At 48.9% G+C, this 25,414-nt stretch carries 22 protein-coding genes; 12 read left to right on the top strand and 10 right to left on the bottom strand.

All coding sequences use genetic code 11. The annotated features are described in order from the left end of the window. Nucleotide 1: 1 nt before the first annotated feature. The 4 genes from ACK5NH_RS13340 to ACK5NH_RS13325 all read right to left on the bottom strand — a co-directional run bounded on the left by ACK5NH_RS13340 (nt 2) and on the right by ACK5NH_RS13325 (nt 3,117). Entirely contained in the window at nt 2–904 is a 903-nt protein-coding gene (locus ACK5NH_RS13340; protein WP_416920788.1) for an FAD:protein FMN transferase, read from the bottom strand. Between the two features lie 98 nt (nt 905–1,002). Continuing rightward, on the bottom strand, nt 1,003–2,349 hold the full coding sequence (locus tag ACK5NH_RS13335; RefSeq protein WP_416920786.1) for a DUF3570 domain-containing protein: 1,347 nt from the start codon (nt 2,347–2,349) through the stop codon (nt 1,003–1,005). Between the two features lie 75 nt (nt 2,350–2,424). Continuing rightward, complete coding sequence (locus tag ACK5NH_RS13330) at nt 2,425–2,646, bottom strand: DUF4266 domain-containing protein (RefSeq protein WP_416920784.1); 222 nt, start codon at nt 2,644–2,646, stop codon at nt 2,425–2,427. Nucleotides 2,647–2,649: 3 nt separating this feature from the next. Continuing rightward, nucleotides 2,650–3,117 carry a TlpA disulfide reductase family protein gene (locus ACK5NH_RS13325; protein WP_416920782.1) on the bottom strand — a complete coding sequence of 156 codons (468 nt, stop codon included), beginning with the start codon at nt 3,115–3,117 and terminating at the stop codon, nt 2,650–2,652. A 348-nt stretch (nt 3,118–3,465) separates the two neighbouring features. Between ACK5NH_RS13325 and hyaA the strand changes: the two genes are divergently transcribed. From hyaA to hypA, 11 genes are all read left to right on the top strand, one after another. Continuing rightward, nucleotides 3,466–4,602 carry a nickel-dependent hydrogenase small subunit gene (hyaA, locus tag ACK5NH_RS13320; RefSeq protein ID WP_011626295.1) on the top strand — a complete coding sequence of 379 codons (1,137 nt, stop codon included), beginning with the start codon at nt 3,466–3,468 and terminating at the stop codon, nt 4,600–4,602. 3 nt (nt 4,603–4,605) lie between these two features. Beyond that, nucleotides 4,606–6,309, top strand: a complete 1,704-nt coding sequence (hyaB, locus tag ACK5NH_RS13315) for a nickel-dependent hydrogenase large subunit (protein ID WP_416920780.1) — start codon at nt 4,606–4,608, stop codon at nt 6,307–6,309. Nucleotides 6,310–6,330: 21 nt separating this feature from the next. After that, a complete protein-coding gene (gene cybH / locus ACK5NH_RS13310; RefSeq protein WP_416920778.1) occupies nt 6,331–7,005 on the top strand; it encodes a Ni/Fe-hydrogenase, b-type cytochrome subunit in 675 nt (224 codons plus the stop codon). Nucleotides 7,006–7,012: 7 nt separating this feature from the next. Continuing rightward, nucleotides 7,013–7,591, top strand: a complete 579-nt coding sequence (locus ACK5NH_RS13305) for a HyaD/HybD family hydrogenase maturation endopeptidase (RefSeq protein ID WP_416920776.1) — start codon at nt 7,013–7,015, stop codon at nt 7,589–7,591. Further along, entirely contained in the window at nt 7,572–9,425 is a 1,854-nt protein-coding gene (locus ACK5NH_RS13300; RefSeq protein ID WP_416920774.1) for a NiFe hydrogenase, read from the top strand. The genes ACK5NH_RS13305 and ACK5NH_RS13300 overlap by 20 nt, the downstream gene beginning before the upstream one ends. 78 nt (nt 9,426–9,503) lie before the next feature. Beyond that, nucleotides 9,504–12,008: a carbamoyltransferase HypF gene (hypF, locus tag ACK5NH_RS13295; RefSeq protein ID WP_416920772.1), complete on the top strand. Its 2,505-nt coding sequence runs from the start codon at nt 9,504–9,506 to the stop codon at nt 12,006–12,008. A 203-nt stretch (nt 12,009–12,211) separates the two neighbouring features. Continuing rightward, nucleotides 12,212–12,967, top strand: coding sequence for a hydrogenase nickel incorporation protein HypB (gene hypB, locus ACK5NH_RS13290; RefSeq protein WP_416920770.1), 756 nt, complete (start codon nt 12,212–12,214; stop codon nt 12,965–12,967). After that, nucleotides 12,967–13,212 carry a HypC/HybG/HupF family hydrogenase formation chaperone gene (locus tag ACK5NH_RS13285; RefSeq protein ID WP_416920768.1) on the top strand — a complete coding sequence of 82 codons (246 nt, stop codon included), beginning with the start codon at nt 12,967–12,969 and terminating at the stop codon, nt 13,210–13,212. Before hypB ends, ACK5NH_RS13285 begins: the two co-directional genes overlap by 1 nt. 58 nt (nt 13,213–13,270) lie before the next feature. Beyond that, entirely contained in the window at nt 13,271–14,410 is a 1,140-nt protein-coding gene (hypD, locus tag ACK5NH_RS13280; RefSeq protein ID WP_416920766.1) for a hydrogenase formation protein HypD, read from the top strand. Beyond that, nucleotides 14,403–15,422, top strand: coding sequence for a hydrogenase expression/formation protein HypE (gene hypE, locus ACK5NH_RS13275; protein ID WP_416920764.1), 1,020 nt, complete (start codon nt 14,403–14,405; stop codon nt 15,420–15,422). Before hypD ends, hypE begins: the two co-directional genes overlap by 8 nt. Beyond that, nucleotides 15,422–15,787: a hydrogenase maturation nickel metallochaperone HypA gene (gene hypA, locus ACK5NH_RS13270; protein ID WP_416920762.1), complete on the top strand. Its 366-nt coding sequence runs from the start codon at nt 15,422–15,424 to the stop codon at nt 15,785–15,787. Before hypE ends, hypA begins: the two co-directional genes overlap by 1 nt. Before the next feature lie 95 nt (nt 15,788–15,882). Here hypA and lpxM read toward each other — a convergent pair whose 3' ends face one another. From lpxM to pheS, 4 genes are all read right to left on the bottom strand, one after another. After that, nucleotides 15,883–16,821, bottom strand: a complete 939-nt coding sequence (lpxM, locus tag ACK5NH_RS13265; RefSeq protein WP_416920760.1) for a lauroyl-Kdo(2)-lipid IV(A) myristoyltransferase — start codon at nt 16,819–16,821, stop codon at nt 15,883–15,885. 96 nt (nt 16,822–16,917) lie between these two features. Then, the gene (gene ihfA, locus ACK5NH_RS13260; RefSeq protein ID WP_011716870.1) at nt 16,918–17,214 is read right to left on the bottom strand and encodes an integration host factor subunit alpha; all 297 of its coding nucleotides are present in this window, start codon (nt 17,212–17,214) and stop codon (nt 16,918–16,920) included. Between the two features lie 3 nt (nt 17,215–17,217). Further along, on the bottom strand, nt 17,218–19,605 hold the full coding sequence (gene pheT / locus ACK5NH_RS13255; RefSeq protein WP_416920757.1) for a phenylalanine--tRNA ligase subunit beta: 2,388 nt from the start codon (nt 19,603–19,605) through the stop codon (nt 17,218–17,220). Between the two features lie 14 nt (nt 19,606–19,619). Continuing rightward, nucleotides 19,620–20,603, bottom strand: a complete 984-nt coding sequence (gene pheS, locus ACK5NH_RS13250; RefSeq protein WP_011072149.1) for a phenylalanine--tRNA ligase subunit alpha — start codon at nt 20,601–20,603, stop codon at nt 19,620–19,622. 469 nt (nt 20,604–21,072) lie between these two features. On the opposite strand from pheS, the gene ACK5NH_RS13245 reads away from it, so the two are divergent. Further along, nucleotides 21,073–22,590 carry a methyl-accepting chemotaxis protein gene (locus ACK5NH_RS13245; protein WP_416920755.1) on the top strand — a complete coding sequence of 506 codons (1,518 nt, stop codon included), beginning with the start codon at nt 21,073–21,075 and terminating at the stop codon, nt 22,588–22,590. A gap of 53 nt (nt 22,591–22,643) precedes the next feature. Here ACK5NH_RS13245 and ACK5NH_RS13240 read toward each other — a convergent pair whose 3' ends face one another. Both ACK5NH_RS13240 and ACK5NH_RS13235 read right to left on the bottom strand, forming a co-directional pair. Next, nucleotides 22,644–23,135 (bottom strand): rod shape-determining protein, encoded by a 492-nt coding sequence (locus ACK5NH_RS13240; RefSeq protein ID WP_416920753.1) that lies wholly within the window; start codon nt 23,133–23,135, stop codon nt 22,644–22,646. Between the two features lie 59 nt (nt 23,136–23,194). Further along, nucleotides 23,195–25,174, bottom strand: coding sequence for an ATP-dependent DNA helicase (locus ACK5NH_RS13235; RefSeq protein ID WP_416920902.1), 1,980 nt, complete (start codon nt 25,172–25,174; stop codon nt 23,195–23,197). Between the last annotated feature and the right edge of the window lie 240 nt (nt 25,175–25,414).

Genomic DNA, 25,414 nt, shown 5'->3' with positions numbered 1-25,414 from the left:
CCTATCGAAAAATACTGAATTGAATCGATTGCTCTGCTAAAAAGGCTTCTGCCTGCTCACCCAGTAACATGGCCATGGTTGCTAACATCCCCGCAGTGACACAGTTTGGTCCAAGCACTGTCACTGAACGTGGCGCTCCGTTTACTGGATAGCCTGTGCGAGGGTCGACGATATGCCCATAGCGCCTCCCCTCGACCTCAATAAAACGCCTTGTATCACCGCTGGTCGCTAAGGCGCCTCGCGTTATGGCAAGCACTTTAGCGGCATGGTCGAGCCGATGGGGATCTTCAATCCCCACCTGCCAAGGCACAGCATTGGCCACCGGACAGGCGATATCACCGCCAAAATTGACCAATACTGAAATCCCAACATAGGATTCGGCAAGTTCATAGGCGACCCTATCGACCGCATATTCTTTGGCGATACCACCAAAATCGAGCTGCATGCCTTGGGGCATCAACAACTCATGGGTATTAAATTCGATACGCTCAAAACCGACCAAGGCTCTCGCAGCCTCAATATCGGCGCTTGCGGGCATCTTGGCATCGGCAGTAAAACGCCATACTTGCATTAGAGGGCAAGCCGAAACATCAAATAGCCCTTCGCTTAACTCAAAGCATTGTTTAGCAAAAGTTAGCAGCTGCCAGGTTTCCTCATCGATTGACTGACGTTTGCCATCGGCATGATTCAAACACCATAGATAATTGCCTTCCATAAAACGGCTGTACTTTTGCTCGATTCTAAGCGCCTCGCGGGTCGCCATATCGAGCATATCGTAGGCGATATCTTCATCATGGCTTGCGATTAATAACTCACAGGGACTTGCCATGGCCCTAAACTCACCCAAAAATCCCCAATCACGGCGCACGAGTCGATAAGGCGTATTAGGGGAAACTGCTGGCATCTTAATATCCTTATGCTATGACTTAGCCAAAACTCAATATGGGCAGCAAGGCTACGCATATTGCTTGTGCTGTTTGTACTAAGTAGCACAGTTTACCTTTAAAATGAATAACTAAACTGCGCTGTTATCGCCTTTTGTGTCGGGAATAAGTCGTAGTTTTGCAGCTCACCCGGGATAGCCGTACCATTGTTTTTCGGATCCTGTTGGTAATATTCCAAGCGGTAAGTCATCTCATGACCACCCGAGAGACGATGGCCAAACTTAACCCCTATCGTATAAGCGCTCATGTCACCAATTCGATAATCGGCACTAGCAAACTCAGGCATCGGCGTATCGACAAGCAAGAACGGCTGATAGAAGTTCACCGCGGACTGTTGGTAATAACGTAAATGCAATTGCCCATAGAAGCTGCCGCTAAAATAGTATCGGTAATGGGTTTCTAAAGTGTGCGAGGTTAAGTCCCAATCGTCCGTGTTATAGCGGTAAGAAAAATCCACTACGCCGGAATCGAGTGCCCCTTTGGCCATCACATAAAAGCTGTGTTTTAGGCGCGAATCGGGGCGATTTTCGTAGACTATATCTTGAGTCAAACCGTTGTCATCTACCACACTCAAGACTTTATAGGGATCGGTTAGATAACCACTAACACTGGATAAGCCATAGTTGGCCTGTAACAACCAGCGTTGGTTCAATACTTGAGTGATACCGAGCATCAAGTCGACGGTTTGTTTATCGTCACTGCCACTTTGGCGGGTGGCATCGAATGCACTGCGATAAGCCTCATCGCTAGTAAAATTATCGCGGATGGCCATGGAGGATAAGGCCACGGGTCTGCCACCGACAGGGTCGACCACATCGAAGCTGTAGGCAGTGCCTAAAAACAGCGTAGTATTGTCCTTGTTAAAACCTCGCTCAACACCCGCATTGATGCCCATCGACATATAGTCGAATTCCTTAGAGCCATAGACGCCACCGCTGACTTTCCAATCGGGATTGAGCACCTCTGACCAGTTGGCACTGCCCTGCACCCGGGTATCGTGGAAGGTATCATCTAGGGGTGTCTCACCGGCCGCCACTTTATATTGACCATTGCCGGAAGGGCGGGTGAAGGTCTGGCTGTTACTTTGGGCAACTGCACCTGAGGCCGAGGCACCTGTTAAACTGTCGACCACCAGTTTTAAATCCAGCACACTGTCGTCGCCAAAGTTTTTCTGCGCCGTACCAATGGCTTCAATCGCCTGTACCCTATCCTGCTCGCCGTAATACATCAGCGCGGCATCGACTTTCCAATCATCGACATTTTTCGCCAGCTCTGTCGCATGGCCATTAGAGGCAAACAAACCACAACTGGCTAAGGCCAACGCGCTGGCGATCTGTTTTGTCTGTACTTTAGTTTGCTGCGTTTGCGGGACTATTGAGTCTAACTTATTGTTATTATTTGTCATGGCAGACAACACCTTTATTTCAATAAAGCTTATTTAGACTAAAACCTCAGGTACAACTTGTTGAACTTGCACGGTTTAATTACAACCACAACCGCCGCCCGCAAACGCGCGGCCGCCGCTGCTACCTTCCTTACTGAAATAGATGTGATCGTCTAATGCTTGGTCTAACTTCTCGCTATCGAGCGCCATATCCGCACGCGCGAGTTGTCCCTTCTCCCATGGCTCCACCCCAATGCTTGAACAACCACTTACACCCAACATCACCAATGACACGGCAACTAACGTAATTTTACCCATAGCTTATTCCTTCAACAGACTCACGAGTTCTTGTTCATAGTCGGCGGCTTTGTCTTGATAAAAGCCCACATGGCTTTTGACTAACTCACCTTGGCGGTCAAACATAAAGCTGCTGGGCATACCCAATAAATCGAAACTTCGCGCCACATCGCCTTCGGGATTAAAACGTACCGAAAACTGGGCGGGAATCTGCTTTAAAAATTCATCAGCCAACGCCTTATCAGTATCGAGGTTAATCGCCACCACGGCTAAACCTTGGTCACGATACTTTTGTTGCATCGCATTCATCCAAGGGAAAGACTTACGGCACGGCCCACACCAAGACGCCCAAAAATCGACGTAGACGACTTTCCCCCTAAACTCAGTTAAGGAAACCGCTTGGTTTTGCGCATCGAAGACTTGGTGATCGAGCGACGGAACGGCATAGGCTCCCACACTGAATAATCCGAGTAACAACAAGAGTTTTTTCATACGTCTTCCACCCATCACAATTGCGTTCGAATCTATTAACTGAATCTTAAGGTTTTCTTAAACTGTAGAAGAATAAATTAAGTCTGCTGTTCAACTTATTCTTACGACATCAATTGATTACAAAGTGAACTCTAGCGGAAAAAATGTTAAAAGTGAGACATTTTGTCCCATTAGCAAATTCGAAATTAGATCTGTGTCATGTTAATTAAATGTCAAAATCAGTTTCATCACATCTCTTGAAAATTCTTGATATGCATCAAGAATTATCCATCCCCTAAGGCCTAAACTGACTGTGTCAATTATGTAAACCCTTACCAATTTACATTCAAATAACAAAAAGGTTGACCCATGGACACACATGCAGCCCTCTATGAACAGGGAAAGGCGCGCTTAGATGCGTTACGCCAATTCGCTCCCCGTCAACAACAAACATTAACCGAAAAATTGCAGCAACACGGCATCACCCGTCGTGACTTTATGAAGTGGAGCGCCATGGTGACGGGCATGCTCGCCCTACCACTGCCCTTTAGTAACTTAGTCGCTGAAGCCGCCGAACTAGCCGACCGAGTGCCCTTAATCTGGTTACACATGGCCGAATGTACTGGCTGCTCCGAATCCTTAGTTCGCGCCGATACGCCCAATCTCGATTCACTGATCTTCGATCATATCTCGTTGGAATATCACGAAACCTTAATGGCCGCCGCCGGCTGGCAAGCAGAGGAAAACCTCGAACACGCCCTAGAGACCTACAAGGGTCGTTATCTACTCGCCGTTGAAGGTGCAATCCCGACCGCCAATAACGGCAGCTTCTTAACCGTTGGCTGTAAAGGCCATACGGGCTTAGAAATTATCAAACATGCTGCCGAAGGCGCCGCTGCCATCATCTCGGTAGGCACCTGTGCCTCTTTCGGTGGTGTACAAGCGGCATATCCAAACCCAACTGGGGCTAAAGGTGTGCACGAAGTGGTAAGCAAACCCGTGATCAACTTAGGCGGCTGCCCACCGAGCGAAAAGAATATCGTCGGCACCCTGATGTATTTCATTATGTTCGGCAAATTGCCTGCGTTGGATATGTTTAACCGTCCAAAATGGGCTTATGGCGCACGGGTGCACGATAACTGTGAACGCCGTGGTCGCTTCGATGCCGGAGAGTTCGTTGAAGAGTTTGGCGATCACGGTGCGAAAGAAGGTTACTGCCTCTACAAAGTGGGCTGCAAAGGACCATACACCTATAACAACTGCCCAACCGAGCGTTTTAACCATCACACCAGCTGGCCAGTGTTAGCAGGCCACGGTTGTATGGGCTGTTCAGAACCTAACTTCTGGGATGATATGGCCGACTTTGAGAAACCCCTTGGTCGTCAACTGCTCCATGGATTGGATGCAACCGCAGACACAGTCGGTGCGGTGATTTTAGGCGCGACCGTCGTCGGCATTGGAGCCCACGCCGTTGCCAGTATTTTTGCCAAGCCGCTGGAGGAATAACCCATGAGCAAGCGCGTTGTTATCGACCCTATCACCCGTATTGAGGGTCACTTACGTATCGAAGTGGAAGTTGATGAGAATAATGTCATCAACAAGGCATGGTCATCCTCTACCCTGTGGCGTGGTATTGAAGTGATTTTGAAAGGCCACACACCGATGGACGTGGGGCTGATCGTGCAGCGGATCTGCGGTGTCTGTACCTATTCCCACTATCGGTGTGGTACCGAAGCAGTGGAAAATGCCTTAGGCATTCAAATCCCATTAAACGCCAAGTATCTGCGCTCCTTGATGCAAACTTCGCTCTATATGCATGACCATATAGTGCATTTCTATCATCTACACGGTCTAGACTGGGTCGATGTGGTCTCGGCCTTAAGTGCCGATCCCGCTAAGGCCGCGCAGGTTGCCCTTAAATATACAGACAAGCCGATTGCCGCGGGCGAAGGTGAGTTAAGAGCGGTGCAAGAGCGCGTTAAAGGTTTTGTCGAAACAGGCAAACTCGGCCCCTTCGCCAACGCTTACTGGGGCAATGGCACCTATAAATTTACCCCAGAGCAAAACCTGATTGCCCTGTCGCACTATCTCAAGGCCCTTGAAGTGCAACGGATTGCCGCGGAAATGCTGGCGATTTTCGGGGGTAAGCAGCCACATCCACAATCATTGGTTGTGGGCGGAGTCACCTCAGTGCGCGACATGTTAAGCCCTGCTCGCCTGCAGGAGTGGAAACAAAAACACGCCATAGTGACCGACTTTATTCTGCGCGCCTATCAGGCGGATATCGTCATGGCGGCAGAAGCCTTCGGCGGTGAGGCCAGTGTGCTTGGTGGCGTGAACGTTAAAAACTTCATGGCGACCAATGACTTTGTGCTTGCCAATGGCGAATACCTGTTCGACCAAGGCGTGATCATGAAGGGCGACCTAGCGGGCGTGAGCGACATTAACCCCGAGCTTATCGCCGAAGACGTGAGCCATGCATGGTATACCGCCGATGCGCCGCAGCATCCCTACGACGGCACCACCATTCCTAACTACACCGGCTTTGTTGAGCGAGATACGGTTTACGGCAAACTGCCAACCTTAGATGGCGATGGTAAATACTCTTGGGTGAAATCGCCACGCTATCAGGGCGAACCCGTGGAAGTCGGTCCATTATCCTGCCTGCTGGTCAGCTACGCCCGTGGCAACAAAGTGGTGGTCGATGCCGTCAACGCTCTGCTGGCACGCACAGGTTTACCCGTAGAAGCCCTGTTCACTACACTAGGCCGCACCGCAGCACGTATGCTGCAAACCGTTATCGTGGCGCAGGAAGGCCTCAGAACCTTCGATGCTCTGCTCACCAATATTCAGTCCGATGAAACCACTTATGTGATGCCCCATATCGACCCAAGTCGTGAATATGTGGGTCACGCCATGATTGAAGCGCCACGCGGCATGTTAAGCCACTGGATCCGCATCAAAAACGGTGTCATTGAGAACTATCAAGCCGTGGTGCCCACCACCTGGAACGCAGGTCCAGTGGATGCCAATGGCAAGATTGGTCCCTATGAAGCCTCACTGATTGGCTTAAAACTGGAAGATCCCACTAAACCCCTTGAGGTGATACGTATTATTCACTCATTCGACCCTTGTATGGCGTGTTCAGTACACGTGATGGATTTCAAAGGTCAAGCATTGAGCGAGTTCCGTGTCAGCCCCAATGGTCAATAACAACGAGGGAGGGAACGCAACATGAACCATTCTGAAACCCGTATTCGGACACTGGTTTTTAGTCCAGCGATACGGATTTTCCACTGGCTACGGGCACTGTCGATTTTAGTGCTGGTGATCACCGGATTCTATATCGCTTGGCCGTTTCTTGTGGCGCCCGACAGCACGGATGTATTGGTACAAGGTTGGATCCGCTTTGCCCATTTGATCTGCGGTTTTGTGTTGACCGCTGTCACCTTGGTTCGCTTCTACCTGTATTTTTTCAGTCGAAGTGATATCGAGCGGCGCTCATTCCGAGATGTGATGAGCGTTAAGAGCTGGATCACCCAACTCAAATCCTACATTTGGATGGGACACTTACACAAAGCTGGTGTTTACGGACCGCTGCAATTTGTGACTTACGTAGCAATCTCCTTCGTGGCACTTGTGATATGTATTACTGGACTCGTGCTGTATGCCAACGTTTACCATAAAGGTTTAGGTGGCATGCTTTGGAGCAGCGCAGCTTGGATCACGGCGCAAATGGGTGGACTGGCACAGGTGAGAATTTGGCACCACTACCTCACTTGGGCATTCGTTATCTTTGTGGTTATCCACGTCTATATGGCGGTTTGGTCAGGGATACGCTTCAAACATAACTCTGTCGACTCAATTGTCTCTGGTTACGACTATCCGAAACCAGACTCACACCACTAGGAGTCCAATGAAGATATTGCTACTGGGTATTGGCAATGTCCTGTACGCCGATGAAGGCATCGGCGTACATTTTGTCAATTACATCGCTGATAATTATCAGTTCACACACGAGTCCCACCAGCTCGAGATGCTCGATGGCGGCACCTTAGCCCAGGGGCTCATTCCGATTATTTGCCAATACGATTATTTGATCGTAGTCGATACCGTCAATGCCAACGGCGTCGAGGCGGGCGAAGTCTATTTCTTCGATTTTGATAAAGCCCCGCAGGAAATTGACTGGCAAGGCAGCGCCCATGAAGTCGAAATGCTGCAAACCCTCAATATGATGGAAATGGTTGGCGACAGGCCAAAAACCTTTGTGTTAGGTGTAACCCCAACCGTGTTAGAACCGATGACACTGGGGCTGACCACTAAGGTAGCCTCCGCCGTCCCTTTGATGGAACGCACCCTATTATCCCACTTAGCCTCCCTTGGGTTCACCGCGACACGCATTGCCGAGCATAGTATCGATTCGCTGATCCCCTATTCTTACAAACGTGGCGTCACTACTGGTGAAAATATAGAAGATGAAACACATCAGATTTGAGTTTACCTGCTCACGGCAGGTGCCTTTGTATGCGCATTTATGTAATCAATACCTAAATTACGATGCGCTCAACATCAGCATCGGCTGCGACAACCAAAATGATTTTGGCCCTCAGACCTATTTTATTGAGGCGCAGGGCGAGCAAATACAACTTGAGCAGCTCGCCGATGCTATCGCTGCCGACTTTTTAATTTCCGTTTGGCTCGTCGATTCAGGCATTAAAGTGATCGATGAGCCACAAGGCCAGCGGACATTATTGGAGGTTGTGCCTACAGAAGCGACACAAGCTGATCAATCTGTCGCGGCCTTTTGCCAGCAATGTTATCCCCTTTTTGGCGATAATCAGGCGGCTCAATTTGGCAAGCTCGATTTAGCCTGCGCATGCTGTCACGGTGAAATGCGCTTAACGGATGCACAAAAGGCGCTAACGCTTTCCGATCTTAAGGCCATGGTCACCATGCTTATCAACCATGGTACGCTTGATTTAAGCAGCGAAGGGGTGCAATTAAGCCTAGAGCCCTTTGCCAATCCTACGGGGATGAGACCTCAGCTGCTTATTTGTAACCCTAATACGCTTAATGCGCACTTTTGTCTGAAAGACCATCAAGTTTTCGCCTTATCCAGTATCGAAAAACCGCTGATTTGCGTCAGGCCAACCCAAGATCATCAAAAACTACCCGCACCGCTCTACGATATCTGTTTTGGCTACAGCCGTGTGGTGTTAGTCCTGAGTGAAATCCTCAGGCAAAAAGGCATAGATTGGGTTTATCTTGAGGGGCAACACCACAGGCCTGCGTTAGCTTGGATAGATGGCGCGTGGGCACAGCTATCGAGCCAAACGCTAGGTAATACACAACAATCTCAAGCGATTAAACACTTCCATGCGCCAGAGCCCTTAAGGGAAGATATTCGTTTTTTAGGCTTTAAGACGAATTGGCAAGCCCATAAGAAAACCCGTTCACATCAGGGTTTGCTCACAGTGCAACCGCTGTCCTCACTCGAGAGCCAAACCGTTTACGAGACTGACGAAGAAGATCATACCCTTGCCGATGCCGCCCTTTTCGCGGCGCTGCTCAATGGCAAATTTACTACCCACAAGCAGGCCAAGCATGCGGCAGTGATTTACTTAAGCCAAGAGCATACGGGGCAAATCGTCACCTGTGATAATAAGGGCGAAACTTCGCTGTTTTTTGCCCTGCCCGAGCTGCCTGACAATGGCTATGATATTTTTCACAAACTCGACAGCAGCCCGCAAAAGGCCGTCGCGCAAAAATTTAAGAGCCTGTTCCCAGACGACTACTTAAAACTGCTGAGCCTCAAACTCCATGGCAGACGCGATAATCTCCAGAGTCTGTGGGCAATTGCCGCGATTTTGATTGGCCTAAATCCACAGGAAGAAACCCAGACACAAGAATATTTGAGCGATGCGCTACTGGCCGCGGCCATGCGTTACCATGGAGCCAATGCGCCACGTATCGATTACCCTCTCACCAAAGGTGAAGCCCACCGTAGCCTCAATTGGTGTAAAACCCTTGGCACACTGCTCAGTTTTCGCGTTGCGGGACACAGCGATCCAAGTCAGCTGGCCTTTGCGATGCAGGACTCCCTCGCCGATTACCTCGCCAATTGGCTTGAACACATAGACTTAAATATCGGCGTGCACAACATTGCCTTTGCAGGTAATGAGTTAGCCAATGAAACCCTTTGCAGGCGTATAAGCTTGCGACTAGGGAAAAACTTCCCACTAGTGGTCAATCGCAGCCTCGATTTAGAGGGAGATAACTTAGCCGTAGGGGCGCTCTATGTTAAACAACGTCAATTGAACGCCCAGTGATAAAACCGACTAACATCAGCGCATTATAATCAGATAATGCTAACGCATGGAGGATAAAATATTTTATCTTCCATGTAGATGCCGCCAGATAAACAAAGAAGGCCAAGATTGAGAACAGCCGCCTCACCCGTCACTCAAACAGGCGTAATTGAGCGCCGCCAACTGCATATTACTGGCATAGTGCAAGGTGTGGGCTTTCGTCCCTTCGTTTACCGCTGGGCAAGCGAGCTTAAATTAACAGGTACTGTGCTCAATAATGCCAAAGGCGTGCTGATTGAACTGCAAGGTCCCGTCACTCAGTTGGATATCTTTGTTCACGAGTTAACAACCAATCCACCACCACTGGCGCGCATTGACCAGATAAGCCTGAGTCCATTAACACTAAAGCCTGAAGAGACATGCTTCGATATTCTTCAAAGTGATAGTCAAAGTGATGGCACAGAGGATAATCGCCAAGAGGCACTCGTCGCAGTATCGGCCGATAAGAGCACCTGTCAGGATTGTCTCAACGATATGCACAATCCAGAGGATCGCCACTTTGGCTATGCCTTTACCAATTGCACGAATTGCGGCCCAAGATACACTATTATCAATGCCTTACCCTACGATCGCCAACATACGGCCATGGCCGATTTCGCCATGTGTCCCGACTGCGCCAAGGCTTATCAAGATCCCCTTAATCGTAGATACCACGCCCAGCCCGTGAGTTGCCCCAAATGTGGTCCTAAGCTCAGTTTAAAAACACCTCAGGGCGAGTTACTTGCACCTAACTCCTTGTCTGCTTCGCAAGATATCAGCCTTGCGGTATTGTCAGCTGCAGCGAAAAGACTGGCCCAAGGGCAAATTCTGGCGGTTAAGGGCCTTGGCGGCTTTCACTTAATCTGTGATGCCACAAATACCCAGTCTGTGAGCCTACTTAGGCAACGCAAGCAACGTAAAGCCAAGCCTCTGGCGGTGATGATGCCAAGCATTGAAATGGCGAAACGCTACGTTACGGGCACAGAGGCGGAGTGGCAAACCTTAAGCTCTCAGGAGCGGCCAATTGTGCTGATGAGAGCCCTAGCTAAGCACAACCTTAGCCCTGAGATTGCGCCCAATATTCCAAAGCTTGGCATCTTCTTGCCCTACACACCACTGCACCATCTACTGCTCGGACTATTTAATGGTCCGCTGGTAGCGACTAGCGCAAATCTGTCGGGCGAGCCGATTATCACAAACTGCGATGAACTTATCAGCCAACTAGGGCATGTGGTAGATGCGATAGTCGATCACAATCGCCCCATCCTCAACGGCTGTGATGACAGTGTCGTGCAACTTATTCACCCCAAAGACAACCCGCCTCAGCAACAAGTGCTGCGCTTGGCTCGGGGGTATGCACCATTAAGCTTTCCGTTAGCCGCGCCGCTAACCAAACCCATACTTGCCGTGGGCGCCCAACAAAAAAATGCGATCGCCCTAGGCTTTGGTTCGAATGTATTTTTAAGCCCTCACATAGGTGATCTTTTTAGTGTCAACGCCGAGCAGTACTTCGAGCGCACCTTGGCTACCTTTACGCGCCTATACCATTTTAGCCCCGAGCTGATTGTGCATGACAAGCACCCAGACTATGCTCCCTCACGCTGGGCAGAGGAACAAAGTCAAAATAACAATACAAAAAATAATCATAATACTAGCAATAAAATTAATGTCTTAAGCGTACAGCATCACCATGCACATGTGCTGAGCGTGATGGCCATCAATCAATACCAAGACTCGGTCTTAGGTTTTAGTTTCGATGGCACAGGCCTGGGTGACGATGGTAGCCTCTGGGGCGGCGAAGTCTTACTCACGACGCTTAGCGGCGCCGAGCGTCTCGCCCATTTCGAGGCCATTCCCTTGCTCGGAGGTGAGCAGGCGATTAAGCAGCCGGTGCGATTATTGCTGGCGCTGCTGTTTCAGAAGATGAGTTTAGAAGCGGTACAGGCTTTGAAGTTGCCAATTCTCGAAACCTTAAGCCCTATCACCTTAAGCAATCTTCATCGGATCTGGCAAAACGGCCATGGAATTAAAAGCTCATCGGTGGGACGTTTATTCGATGCCCTCGCCTGCGCCTTAGGTTTTATCGATACTACCCAATTTGAAGGCCAAGCGGGCATGTTAATTGAAGCGGCGGCAAAACGAGCCGATGCACAACAACTGCCTGCGCTTTTACTCGATTTACCTTTCGAGATGGCGAATGTATCAAATGGAAATTCGGCGCACAAAGCGCATATCTGGTGCAGTAGCCAACTCTTTAAACAAATAATTACACTCATAACCGAAGCGCCGCTCACAGCACAGCGGCAAGAGCGGATCGCCCGCGCTTTTTTACATAGTTTGGGTGATGCGATTTGTGGTTATGCCGCGCACTACCCATCGCTGCCCGTGGTGCTGTGCGGCGGAGTCTTTCAAAACCAATATCTGCTCGAATATTGCCTCAGTAAACTGCAGCAGCAAGGCAGTACAGTGCTGCCCAATAAACAGATCCCCGTCAACGATGGCGGTATCGCCCTTGGTCAGCTTTGGTATGGAATACATCAAAGGGCAAATATTGAGTTCGAATAAAGCATATTAGTGAAATAAACAAAATCTCATCCCTTGAGGACAATACGTCCTAATAACCTGACGAATATCAAAGAATCCGCTGCAGATTTATATCACACTTAACATTAGCGTAATCAAATTAACCCTATTCGATAGCATCAACATATTGTCAGGCAAGCACCTCCGAGAGAGGCTCCTCAGCCTAGGACAAGGAGAGATATAAGATGTGTAAAGACTGTGGCTGCTCACTACCCCGCCATTCCCACGATCACGGCCATCACCATCAGGAATTGCACACCAATCCTCAGCTTAACGATAAAAAAACCTTGTCGGTGATCCACAAAATTCTCGATAAAAACGATGTTGAAGCCGCCCATAACCGCGCGCATTTTGAGGCGCACAATATCACCGCCTTCAATTTAATGAGTAGCCCAGGCAGCGGTAAAACCACTCTACTTGAGCACTTGAAAGAATACACACAGCTCAACTACGCTGTGATTGAAGGCGATTTAGAAACCTCCCGCGATGCCGACCGTTTGATAGCTAAAGGCATTCAGGCCCATCAAATTCAAACCGGCAGTGCCTGCCACCTCGACGCATTCATGGTGCACGGCGCTTTGCATCATTTGCCACTCGAAGGCTTAGATATTTGCTTTGTCGAAAACGTGGGAAACCTCGTCTGTCCCGCCAGTTACGATGTCGGCACCCATAAAAATATCGTATTACTCTCGGTGCCCGAAGGCGATGATAAGATTGAGAAATATCCCGTCATGTTTCGCCGCGCCGATCTGGTGCTCATCACAAAATGCGACCTCTTGCCCTACTTCGACTTCAATGTCGACGAGGCTAAGGCCCAACTTAAAAAGCTTAATCCTGACACGAAGATTCAGGAAGTCTCCATCAAGGATGGCGATTCCATGCGCGCCGTCGTTGCATGGCTTAACAGCAACCTTCGCCACGCTGCAGGAGAGCCACAATAATGTGCCTGTCTATTCCTTCCCAAGTGGTGGCTGTCGATAACGAGCGTCAATCTGTCACCGTCGATACCTTAGGCGTCAGGCGTGATGTCAGCAGCCATTTAATGACCGAGCCCTTAGCCATTGGTGACTATGTGCTTATCCATATCGGTTTTGTGATGAATAAAATTGATCGTAACGATGCGGAGCAAAGCCTTGAATTATATAAAGAGATAGTCTCAAAACTTGAAAGTGAGACCATGCATTAAGTAATCACCGCAGTATAAGTGATAACAAATAACAACCAAAACTGCGCAAGGACTGAAGATGCTTGACCTAAAACAACTTTATCAAGGCTTTCGCGATCCCGACACCATAGCCTCGTTTGCCGAGGATATCGCCAAATGTGCCCGCACGCTCAAAGAGCCTATCAACATCATGGAGGTTTGTGGCGGCCACACCCATACCATCATGAAATACGGCTTGTTGGATTTACTGCCGGAAAATATCGAGTTTATCCACGGTCCCGGCTGCCCTGTGTGTGTAATGCCTAAAGAGCGAATTGACCAAGCCGCATTGCTCGCCCAGCAAGAGAATGTGATTTTAGTGACCTTAGGGGATATGATCCGCGTGCCCGGCTCCCAGGGCTCACTTGCCAGTTTCAGGGCCAAAGGCTGTGATATTCGCCCTATCTATGACCCTTTAGATACACTCAAAATCGCCCGCGACAATCCCGATAAAACCGTAGTGTTTTTCGCCATTGGCTTTGAAACCTCCACCCCAATGACCGCGGTGTTGCTACAACTGGCCGAGCAGGAAAAGCTGGCGAATTTGTTATTTCATATCAATCACGTCTTAGTCCCACCCGCGATTGATGCGGTAATGCAAGACCCTAAAGCAAGGGTGAATGCCTTTATTGGCCCTGCGCACGTCAGCGTGATCAGTGGCGCCAAAATTTATCGCCCCGCCGTCGAGCAATATGGCACACCTGTGGTGGTATCTGGTTTTGAACCTGTGGATGTGATGGAGTCCATCCTGCGCATAGTGAGGCAAAAGGCCGCAGGGACGGCGCGGTTAGAAATCCAATACAGCCGCGCCGTGTCCGAGGAAGGCAATCTTGCCGCTCAAGCCAAGGTTAATCAATTTTTCCAGACTCGGCCGCAATTTCGTTGGCGCGGGCTTGGGCCAATTCCTAACTCGGCGCTTGAGTTAAAACCCGAATACGCCCACAGGGATGCTGAGCTGCATTTTAAGGACAGATTACCCGTCAAAGAGATTGACGATCATAAGGCTTGCCAATGCGGCGATATTCTTCGCGGGCTCGCCAAGCCTAAGGACTGTAAAGTCTTTGGCCGCGGCTGCAATCCCGAAACCCCTCTCGGTAGCTGTATGGTCAGCTCCGAAGGCGCGTGTAATGCGTATTACCGCTATCAAGGCATAGATAGCAAGGAGCCACACCATGGCTGATTTCCAAACCAAAGATAAAGCGATTCAACTCAGCCACGGTGGTGGTGGCAAAGAGATGAATAAACTCATTCGTGAACTGTTTTTTGCCGAGTTCGATAACCCCATCCTGCGTAGCGAAGAAGACGCGGCAAAACTTGATCTGCAAGGTGCTACAGCCTTCACCACAGACTCCTTTACCGTATCGCCGCTGTTTTTTGCCGGTGGCGACATCGGCAAGTTGGCAATAGCCGGCACTGTGAATGACTTAGCCATGATGGGCGCCGAGCCACAGTATTTAAGTTGTAGTGTGATTATCGAAGAAGGTTTTTCACTCAATCAGTTAACCACTATTGTGCGCAGTATGGCCAAGGAGCTAAAACAAAGCGGCGCCAGAATTGTCTGTGGCGATACGAAAGTCGTGCCTAAGGGCTGTGCCGATGGTTTGTTTATCAATACCTCAGGCGTTGGACGGATTTTACGTCCGAATATCTCGGCGGCGAATGTCGCGCCGGGGGATGCCATTATTGTCTCCCGCGATGTGGGCTGCCATGGCGCAGCAATTTTAATGGCGCGTGAAGGCTTAACTCTTGAATCAGCTCTGCAAAGCGATTGTGCCACCCTCTGGCCCGTGGTTGAGCAGCTTATTGCGGCGAATATTCCTATTCATGCAATGCGTGATGCCACCCGTGGCGGACTATCCGCCGTGTTAAATGAATGGGCAACAGCTGCCAATGTCGGAATTACCGTCAATGAAGCCAGCATCCCGGTTTGCGATGAAGTCAAAGGCTTATGCGAACTCTATGGCTTTGAGGCAATGGATTTAGCCAATGAAGGCACCTTTATCTTGGCCGTACCCAACGATATCGCACTCGGTGCCTTGGAGATTATGCAACGCTTTGGTCACTGTGAGCAGGCGGCCATTATCGGTACCGTCAGCGACGAATTGCCGGGAAAAGTGATCTTAAGAACTCCGTGGAATACCAAGCGTTACTTAGACTTGCCCCAGGGTGAACTGCTGCCAAGGATTTGTTAATGCACGAATATTCCATCGTCAGTGCCTTGATTGAACAATGCGAGCAACACGCTAAGACCAATCGAGCCAACAAAATCACTCGCGTCGATATCAAACTCGGGGTCATGAGCGGTGTCGAACCCCCTCTGCTCAAGACCGCCTTTGAGACCTTCAAACTCGATGGGATCTGCCGTGATGCAGAACTTCGTATGACGCTGCAACCCTTAGTTATTAGCTGTTTAGACTGTCACCAAGAGTCAGAGCTCGACGAGCGCTCTATCATCTGTCCTGCTTGTAAAAGTTACCACACGCGGGTATTGGACGGCGAGGATATGCTGCTAATGCAGCTTGAAATGGAACAAGAGGACGAGCCTGAGCGATTGTGAGCATCTTCCCAAGCACTCACTCGTCATAAAAAATGGGCTTTAAGTATTCCACTTAAAGCCCATTTCATTTAGGTGAACAATAAGCGGATAAACGCTTACTGATAAATCGAGGCTTGCCCTTCGGGTCGAGTCTTAAGCAGTCTTAAGAACCACATATACTGCTCAGGATAAGCGAGGATCACTTGTTCAACCGCTTTATTCAGCGCCAGCGCTTCGTTTTCTTTACCGACCATATCGTCGGCGGCAATGGCAGGCATCACAGTCAAATCAAATTGGTGTAAAGCTTGATTATAACCAATTTTCACCGGCAAAACTTGCGCATTACCCGCCTGCGCTAACCTACCTACCACGGGTAAAGTGGCTTTCACTGTGCCTAAAAACGGCGTAAACACGCTTTGGTCTGGGCCTAAATCCTCATCAGGCAGATAGAAAAAGCTATTGTTCCGCTTAAGCTCGGCCAATAAGGCACGAATGCCAGCCTCTCGCATATAAACGTGGCCACCGCCACTACTGCGTACTCGGTTATTGAACCAGTTAAATAACGCGTTTTTATGGGCTTTTGCCATAGTGACCATGGGCAGCTCGAGGTTTAGCCTCAGTCCCGCATAATCGATGGGCCATACATGGGGCATGATAAATATCACAGGTTGCCCTACCGCCTGTGCAGCTTGTACGTGCTCAAAGCCCATCAGATTCACGCGGCGGCGTAAATGCGCCTTGGAGCGTACCAACAGCTCACCTTGCGATAACAGCACTAATACGAAGTTTTGTACGTTATCGTTAATTAAGGCTTCAATCTCTGCAGCGGATTTTTCAGGGAAGCAAGCCCTTAAGTTAGCTCTGGCAATGCCAATCGGCTTTTTCGCAATAGGTGCCACCAGTTTAGCCAAGGTTTTGGCAATAGGATCACGCAGCCATGCGGGCATGATCCCAAAAATCACTAATAGGCCGATCGCCAACCAAGTGACCCAATATTTAGGGTGCAATAAGACCAGTTGAAAACGTCGGTCAAAATGTTTGGGCTGTCTTGACAAAGAAATCACCTCAGACAGTAAAAGACTGAACTACCAAAGGAAGAAAATAGGAAAGCCACTCACGAAGGAGTGGCTTTCCTATCAAACTTAAAGAAATTACTTGCCCGCGTTAGCTGCTTCTACGCGAGTTTTCAGTTTCTGGCCGGGACGGAAGGTCACGACACGGCGAGCGGAAATCGGGATATCCTCGCCTGTTTTTGGGTTCCTTCCCGGTCTTTGATTCTTATCCCTAAGGTCAAAGTTGCCAAAGCCAGATAACTTGACCTGCTCACCACTTTCAAGTGCGCCTCGAATTTCTTCAAAAAACGACTCAACCATCTCTTTGGCGACACGCTTGTTAATACCTAGTGTTTCAAAAAGATGTTCTGCCATTTCGGCTTTGGTAAGTGCCATACTTTAATCCCTCAACGATGCGTTGAACTCGGTCTTCAGGGCAGAAACAACTGATTCAACTGTCTCAGCGATCTCTTTTTCCTCAAGTGTACGAGTAGTGTCTTGTAATGTAAGTGCTATCGCCAAGCTCTTCTTGCCGGGCTCAACACCTTTACCTAAGTATACATCGAACAAGTTTACGCCAACCAACTGATTTTCGCCAACTTTTCTTATCAACTTCATTACATCACCTGCAGATACAGTTTCATCTACTACTACAGCGATGTCACGACGATTAGCCGGGAACTTAGATACAGCTTGGGCTAGCGGTAAACTGGTATGCAATAATGCATCCAATTCCAACTCAAATACGATGGTTTTACCATTGAGTCCAAAAGGCTTCTCCAAACTAGGATGGATAGCACCTATATGACCGATCACTCGATCATTTCTCAATATTTCAGCACATTGCCCTGGATGAAGAGCAGAATGCGTCGCTACTCTAAAGCTAAATTCTGATGCGGAAACTGTCAAGCCGATAATTGCTTCTAAATCGCCTTTAAGGTCGAAAAAATCAACAGTTTTCGATTCCATAGCCCAATGTTCGTCATTTTGAAGGCCAGTTATGACGCAACCGAGCATAGCTTGCTGTCTTACACCTGATTCTGCATTAATATCAGGAACAAAGCGCAGGCCAGTTTCAAAAAGTCTCACACGACCCTGTTGACGACTTTGGTTGTAGCCAACCGCAGTCAATAATCCTGTGAACATCGACAAACGCATGGCCGACATTTCGCTGGAAATTGGGTTCGGTAACACCATGGCTTGCTCACCTGGGTGAACCAGATTTTGCAGCTTAGGATCGACGAAACTGTAAGTCACAGCTTCCTGGAAACCACGGGCCACTAACAGCGAACGTACACGCTTGAGGCTTAAGTCGGTCTCTTTATGATCTGACATCCGCAGTGACGCCACAGGCGCAACGTTTGGAATGTTGTTGTAGCCGTAGATACGGGCCACTTCTTCGATTAAGTCTTCTTCAATCGCCATATCGAAGCGGTAAGTGGCGGTTGTGATCTGCCAGCTACCCTCACCTGCAACAACGCCAAAACCTAAACGTTCGAGGATTTCAACCACGTCGCTATCAGGAACATGGTGACCCAGAATTTTATCTAACTTGCTGCGACGCAATAGGATTTGCGCAGGCTTTGGTAAGTCAGCGTCAGATTTGGCTTCAACTACAGGACCCGCTTCACCGCCGCAAATATCCAGCACTAAGCGAGTCGCACGGTCCATAACCTTGTGCTGCACCTCAGGGTCAACACCACGTTCAAAACGGTGTGAAGAATCGGTATGCAGACCTAAACGGCGTGATTTACCCATAATCGCTAACGGTGCGAAGAAAGCACATTCCAGCAGAATGTCTTGCGTGGTGTCACTCACACCCGAATATTCGCCACCAAATACGCCAGCAAGTGCTAATGGACGGGCATCGTCGGCAATCACTAAAGTGTCGCTTGGAATGGTCACTTCGCTGCCATCGAGCAGGGTGATTTTCTCTTCGCCATTGCCTAAACGCACTTGGATATCGCCAGAGAGTTTGGCAAGGTCGAAGGCGTGCATAGGTTGGCCGAATTCAACTAACACGAAGTTAGTGATATCGACGATAGGATCGATAGAACGGATACCGCTACGGCGCAGTTTTTCCTGCATCCATAGAGGCGTAGCCGCTTTCACGTTCACATTCTTCACCACACGACCTAAGTAGCGTGGGCACGCTGCGGTTTCCTTCACATTGATAGCCACTTTGGCATCAATCGTTGGCGTAACGGCTTGCCATTGTGGCTCAGTCACAGCAGCACGGTTTAACACGCCGACTTCACGGGCCAGACCCACCATACCTAAACAGTCGGCACGGTTAGCGGTTAAATCCACTTCAATCACAGCATCATCAAGCTGGAGATACTCACGTAAATCCGTGCCTAATGGCGCATCTAATGGCAGTTCAATAATGCCATCGCTGTCGATGTCGATGCCCAGCTCGCTGTATGAACACAACATGCCTTCAGACGGCATACCACGCAGCTTAGCCTTCTTAATTTTAAAATCGCCTGGCAATACAGCGCCAACCATAGCAACGGCAACGCGTAGACCTTGGCGGCAGTTAGGTGCGCCGCAAACGATATCGATAAGTTCACCACTGCCGACACTGACTTTGGTCACGCGCAGTTTATCTGCATCTGGGTGCTGGCCACATTCGACCACTTCACCAATCACAACACCGCTAAACTCGGCGGCCACGGCATCAACGCCATCAACTTCGAGGCCAGCCATTGTGATCTGGTGGGATAATGCTTCACGGCTAACGGCAGGATTGACCCACTCACGAAGCCAAGATTCGCTAAATTTCATGCTATACAGCTCCGTTATTTAAATTGCTTCAGGAAACGCAGGTCGTTTTCGAAAAACGCACGTAGATCGTTTACGCCGTAACGCAGCATAGTTAAACGCTCAACGCCCATACCAAAAGCAAAACCAGAGTATTTTTCTGGATCGATGCCAACGCTACGCAGTACATTTGGGTGCACCATACCGCAGCCTAACACTTCTAACCATTTGCCGTTTTTACCCATCACATCCACTTCGGCTGAAGGCTCAGTGAATGGGAAATAAGAAGGACGGAAACGCACCTGCAAATCTTCCTCGAAGAAGTTACGCAGGAAGTCATGCAACACGCCTTTTAACTCGGCAAAGTTCACGTGCTCATCCACCAGCAAACCTTCCACTTGGTGGAACATTGGCGTGTGGGTTTGGTCGTAGTCATTACGATAAACACGACCCGGAGAAATAATCCGCAGTGGCGGCTTTTCAGTTTCCATAGTACGGATCTGCACGCCCGAGGTTTGGGTACGCAGCATCAGCTTAGGATTAAAGTAAAACGTATCGTGGTCTGCACGCGCTGGGTGGTGCTCAGAGATATTCAAGGCGTCGAAGTTATGGAAGTCATCTTCGATTTCTGGCCCTTGTTTTACCGAAAACCCTAATTCCCCAAAAAAGGTTTCGATACGCTCAATAGTGCGCGTCACTGGGTGTAAACCACCTATTTCGATAGTGCGGCCTGGTAGCGTTACATCAATCTTTTCGGCGATTAATTTAGCTTCCAGTTCTGCACTTTTCAGGCCGTCGATGCGCTCAGTTAATTTCTGTTGAATCGCCTGTTTCGCATCATTGACCGCCTGACCAAAAGCGGGTTTTTCTTCAGGACTTAAGCTGCCCATCATTTTCATCATGTCGGTGATCTTACCCTTCTTACCCAGGTAATCGACACGGATATCATCCAGTGCTTTTAGATCACTGGCCTGGTCAATAATGACTAAGGCTTGTTCTACGATCTCAGTTAACTGCTGCATTTTCTCTTCCACTGCATAGTCGCGCTTGATAAACAAGTGCTATGGGCGCCAAACTTTCAGGCTATTTGGGTGCTCAGGTTATCGGGCGTTAATGCCAGACGCTTTGCTAGCTATAACGAAATAAAAGGAGAGAAATTTTACGCGAGCGAGCGACATATTACTAGGGTTTATTCGGGGTTTTTATCATGCAAATTCATGTGTTACCCCAACAAATGCCGCGAGTTCGATAGCGAAAAATCAGGATTGTTGATTTTTACAGCAAACAGTTCCTCATCTGCCACCACTAGCTACAAATGTATCCAAACTGTAAACTTGCGTTTGTACCTTGCCAAAATTGCAGCAAAACAAACAAAAATGCCGCAATTGGACAACAATAATACAAGCAACAGCTTACTAAGCAGAAAAGCATAAAGTCTATGGCAAATCGACCGATATCCATTTGGTCACAGCCCAATTTATCGAGGCGCTAATGAAAGAAGTTAAATTTCGCTGGATAGATCAATATCTTATCCACATGACCTTAAAAACCAAATTTGCAATTCTCGCCCTAGTTCCCATGTTTATGATTGTGGGATTAGCGCTATTTTTAAATACTCAGTTTAGGGATACCTTGCTCGAAAGCCATTTGAACGGCATTCAGGACTCATCGCAGAAAATCAATCAACTCGCGGCGCAGGTGTATAACAACTTGCCCGAGCAAGAACGCCAAAATCTACCGAATCTGTTGAGCCAAGGCATAAAGAATGTTCAAATTGTCACGGTTTCTGATGCCGATAGCCGCGCACAAACCATTGCCCGTAGTGGTGGCGGTATCGATACTAAGGGTTCTCCCAATAGAGCCATAAGCTCGGTTAACGATCAAAATATGTTAACCATTATTCCCGTAGATGATCGTCAGCTTAATGCACTTTTAGCCGACGATAATATTTTGGTCTATAGCGTGATGGGGGTACTGTTATTCGTACTCTTCCTCTTTAGTTACTACATCTCCACCTTCGTGGGCGGCGCGCTCTACACCACTGTGATGGCGCTTAAACGCGCGGCTTCGGGGGATTTAACCGGTCGATTAAACTTCTTCGAAGTGAAAGATGAGTTCAGCATTTTAGCGATTAGTATCGACACCTTGGTCGAGCGTCAACATACCCTAGTGAAGCAAATTGCTGAATCCACCAGCAAAATCCGCGAAGTGGTTTCATCATTTAGAAGCACGGCGCAGCAAGGCCAAGCCCTTGCGGTCAATCAACGTCAGCACCTCGATTCCTTAGCCACCGCGATGGAAGAAATGACCGCCGCAGTTAAAGAAGTGGCGCGCAACGCCGAGCAATCCTCCGCCGAAACCCAAGAGGCCAATCAACAAGTCAGCGCGGGCTCTAAAGATATTGAAACCACAGTGAGCGCTATTGATGTGCTGTCGGATGAAATTTCTGCCGCCTCGGATGCGGTGAACATCCTCAACGACAACGCCAGTAAAATTGACGAGGTGGTTTCAACCATTAATGCGATTTCACAACAAACCAACCTACTCGCCCTCAATGCTGCGATTGAAGCGGCGCGTGCTGGCGAACAGGGCCGAGGCTTTGCGGTAGTAGCCGATGAGGTTAGAACCCTAGCTGGTCGCACCCAAGCAGCAACGGTTGAAATCAAGTCGATGATCGAATCATTGCAACTGGGAACCCGCAATCTCACTCAAGTGATGTCGCGCACCGTGAGCCAAGCGAGCGAAGGCAAACAACATGTGCTGCAAACGGGTAAAGATCTCGAGTCGATTGCCCACCACAGCAGCCGAGTGTTCGAAATGAGCGTACTGATAGCGACGTCTGCCGAAGAACAATCGGCCGTGGCTAACGAAATCGCCACGAATTTGATGGAAATTAGGGATCAATCCCACGATGTTGAACAATCGGCGAACCAATCGGTGTCGGGGTGTGATGAACTGCAGGCAACTGCGGGACAGCTAGATCAACTGATGGTTGGACTAAAAGTCTAATTATCAAAAAGTCTAAGTTTAGGTTAAGTAGAAGGGATAGTGTTTATCCCTTCCTATTTTTTATGTTGCGCACGTTTAATGGCTTCATAATGTTCAAATGTAGTATTGATCCTCGGGCCGAGATAAATCACCACCTCCCTTGCACCTGCGCCCAGAGCAAGTTCACGCAGTACCCTATCTTCAATATCGGTTAAGCCACCTTCGGTCTTTTCCAACTGATGCACAATGACCCGTGGCGCCGCTCTAAATCCTGATGAATGAAGTTGCGAAATGCCATATTGAAGCAGCTTTTCGGCGAGTTCAAAGCTTGCAACAAACATCCGAGGATGGGAAAAAGGATTCACAAGGCGAACGCCCTCGCCTGACATTACAGCAGCCTCACGACCAATAGCCTTGATCCGCGTCTGAGTCGGCTCATCGACGAGGGCGAGCACAGGTTCATATTCGATACAAGTACGCTCACCAAACACTTTTATCACAACCTTAGTTTCACTTAGCTCAATCAACAGGTCTTTGGAGACTAAGCCCTTTAACCAATTAAACACGTCCGTTCTCCAGCTAAGATATACAAATAATGAGTTTCTGTTCCAACTCATTATTTGTATTAAGGGATTTTCCTTAAAAATTGCAGGGCTTGGTCTAAATCTCGGGTGCGGGACATCGGCGGCAGGGAGTTTAAAAACGCCTGTCCGTAGGCGCGATTCACAATCCGATTATCACAGAGAATGAGTACGCCGCAGTCCTTTTCGTCACGGATCAAACGTCCAACCCCTTGTTTGAGCGCAATAATTGCCTGCGGTAACGACACTTGAGTAAAAGGATCGCCCCCCTGACGGCTGATATTGTCGGCGCGAGCACGGTAAAGTGGCTCATCGGGCGAGACAAAGGGCAACTTATCGATAATCACGCAGCTTAATAACTTACCGCGCACGTCTACCCCTTCCCAAAAACTACTGGTGCCGAGTAACACCGCATTCCCCAGTTGGCGAAACTTGGTCAGTAAACTCTGCTTACCCGCTTGCCCTTGTACTAACAGTGGATATTGAGTTCGAGTCCGTAATGCCAGCGCGGTTTGCTCAAGCATTTTATGGCTGGTAAACAGAATAAAGGTTCGCCCCTGCGCCGCCTCAATCGCTTTCACACACACATCGACTAACTGCTTAAGTGCCTGCTGCTGATTTGCCACATTCCCCAGTTGCCTCGGCACACAAAATAAGGCCTGACGCGGATAATCAAAGGGACTGTCTAAAATATGCGCTTTAGCATCGCTTATTCCAAGCTCCTGAGCAAAATGTCCTAGGCTGCGGTTCACTTGTAAGGTCGCCGAAGTAAAAATCCAGCTAGTATTGGCCACAAATAGCTGCTGGCACTCGCGGGCAATATTGATGGGAGACATACGTAGCATGACAAAACGGCTACCAAACTCAACGCTGTACGCCGCCTGCGGGTTATCGCAATTAAAAAATTGATTGAGTTTATGGTTAAGCTCAGTCAACTTTACCGCAATATCATCCAATAATTCACTGCGCCCCACGTGCACAAGTAACAACTTTTGCAGTGCGGTTAATTCAGCCAATAAATCCCATGAGGCTAAGGCGATGGATTTATTGCCAAGCTGCAGCCGCCAATCCGACTCGCCGCTCGAAAATAACGCGTTATGCCAATCACTTAACTTGGCTAAACAGCGCTGACAGAATTGAGCAATCTGCCCCGTATCGCTGAGCTCAGTTTGATAAATCTGCAATAACTTTTGCAGATAATCATCGATGGTGCGACTCGAGGATTGCTGCCCAAAGTAACTGACGCAGATGTCTGGTAACAAATGCGCCTCATCGAAGACCACGACATCGGGATCGGGTAATAGCTCTGCAAAGCCCGTATCCTTTAACACGCTGTCGGCAAAGAATAAGTGATGATTCACCACAATGATTTTGGCGTCCATGGCTCGGCTGCGGGCCTTGCGGGTAAAACAAGCATCATAAAATTCGCAGCGCTGCCCAAGACAGGTCTCTTTGGTACTGACAACTAGGGGAAGCGCGGGAGAGTTTTCGGCAACAGAAGTTAAGCCACCGATATCACCATCCTTACTCATGCCCGCCCATTGGTTGATTTTCAGTAAATCATCCAATAATCGCGCCTCAATATGGCTGGCCTCCTGCATCTGCCTATCGAGCCGATGCTGGCATAAATAATTATTGCGACCTTTCAATAGCGCAAGCTTGGGCGTAATCCCAAGCATAGATGTCAATGCGGGTAAATCCTTTAGAAACAATTGCTCCTGCAGGTTTTTACTGCCCGTGCTCACGATCACTTGCTTGCCACTTAAGATGGCAGGAATTAAATACGCGAAGGTTTTACCGACCCCAGTGCCCGCTTCAATCAATGCATTGCCCTTGCTGGCAATCGCGTCACCGATGATTTGCGCCATTTCAACCTGACTCTGACGCGCACTAAACCCTTGAATATGCTTAGCGAGCACGCCATCACTGGCAAAAGCACGCAACACTTCACTCGCCAATCGGCTCATCGGACCTTGAGCGTCACTCGACTGCTGATTGGATTGCTGAAGTTTGGCTTGCCGCATAGCTGGGCGTCGGGTGTGATTCAAGGGCGAGCAAGGTCCTTTAATAGGGTTAAATAATACGGTTCAGAGATGGCTAAATCTTGGTAAATTTGTCAGCAAGCGTTAAAGAGCCTGATTCCGTCGCCGCAGTGTAATTAAGCCCGCCTAATAATACCAATAGTTTCAGTCCTGCGCCGAATTCAACACGAACATAGTTATATGCGAGAATATTGCGAAGTTTGGCGGCCAGTCGACAATACG

This window comes from Shewanella sp., from assembly GCF_047975355.1.
Classification (GTDB): domain Bacteria; phylum Pseudomonadota; class Gammaproteobacteria; order Enterobacterales; family Shewanellaceae; genus Shewanella.
This window is presented reverse-complemented; position numbering and strand designations above follow the sequence as displayed.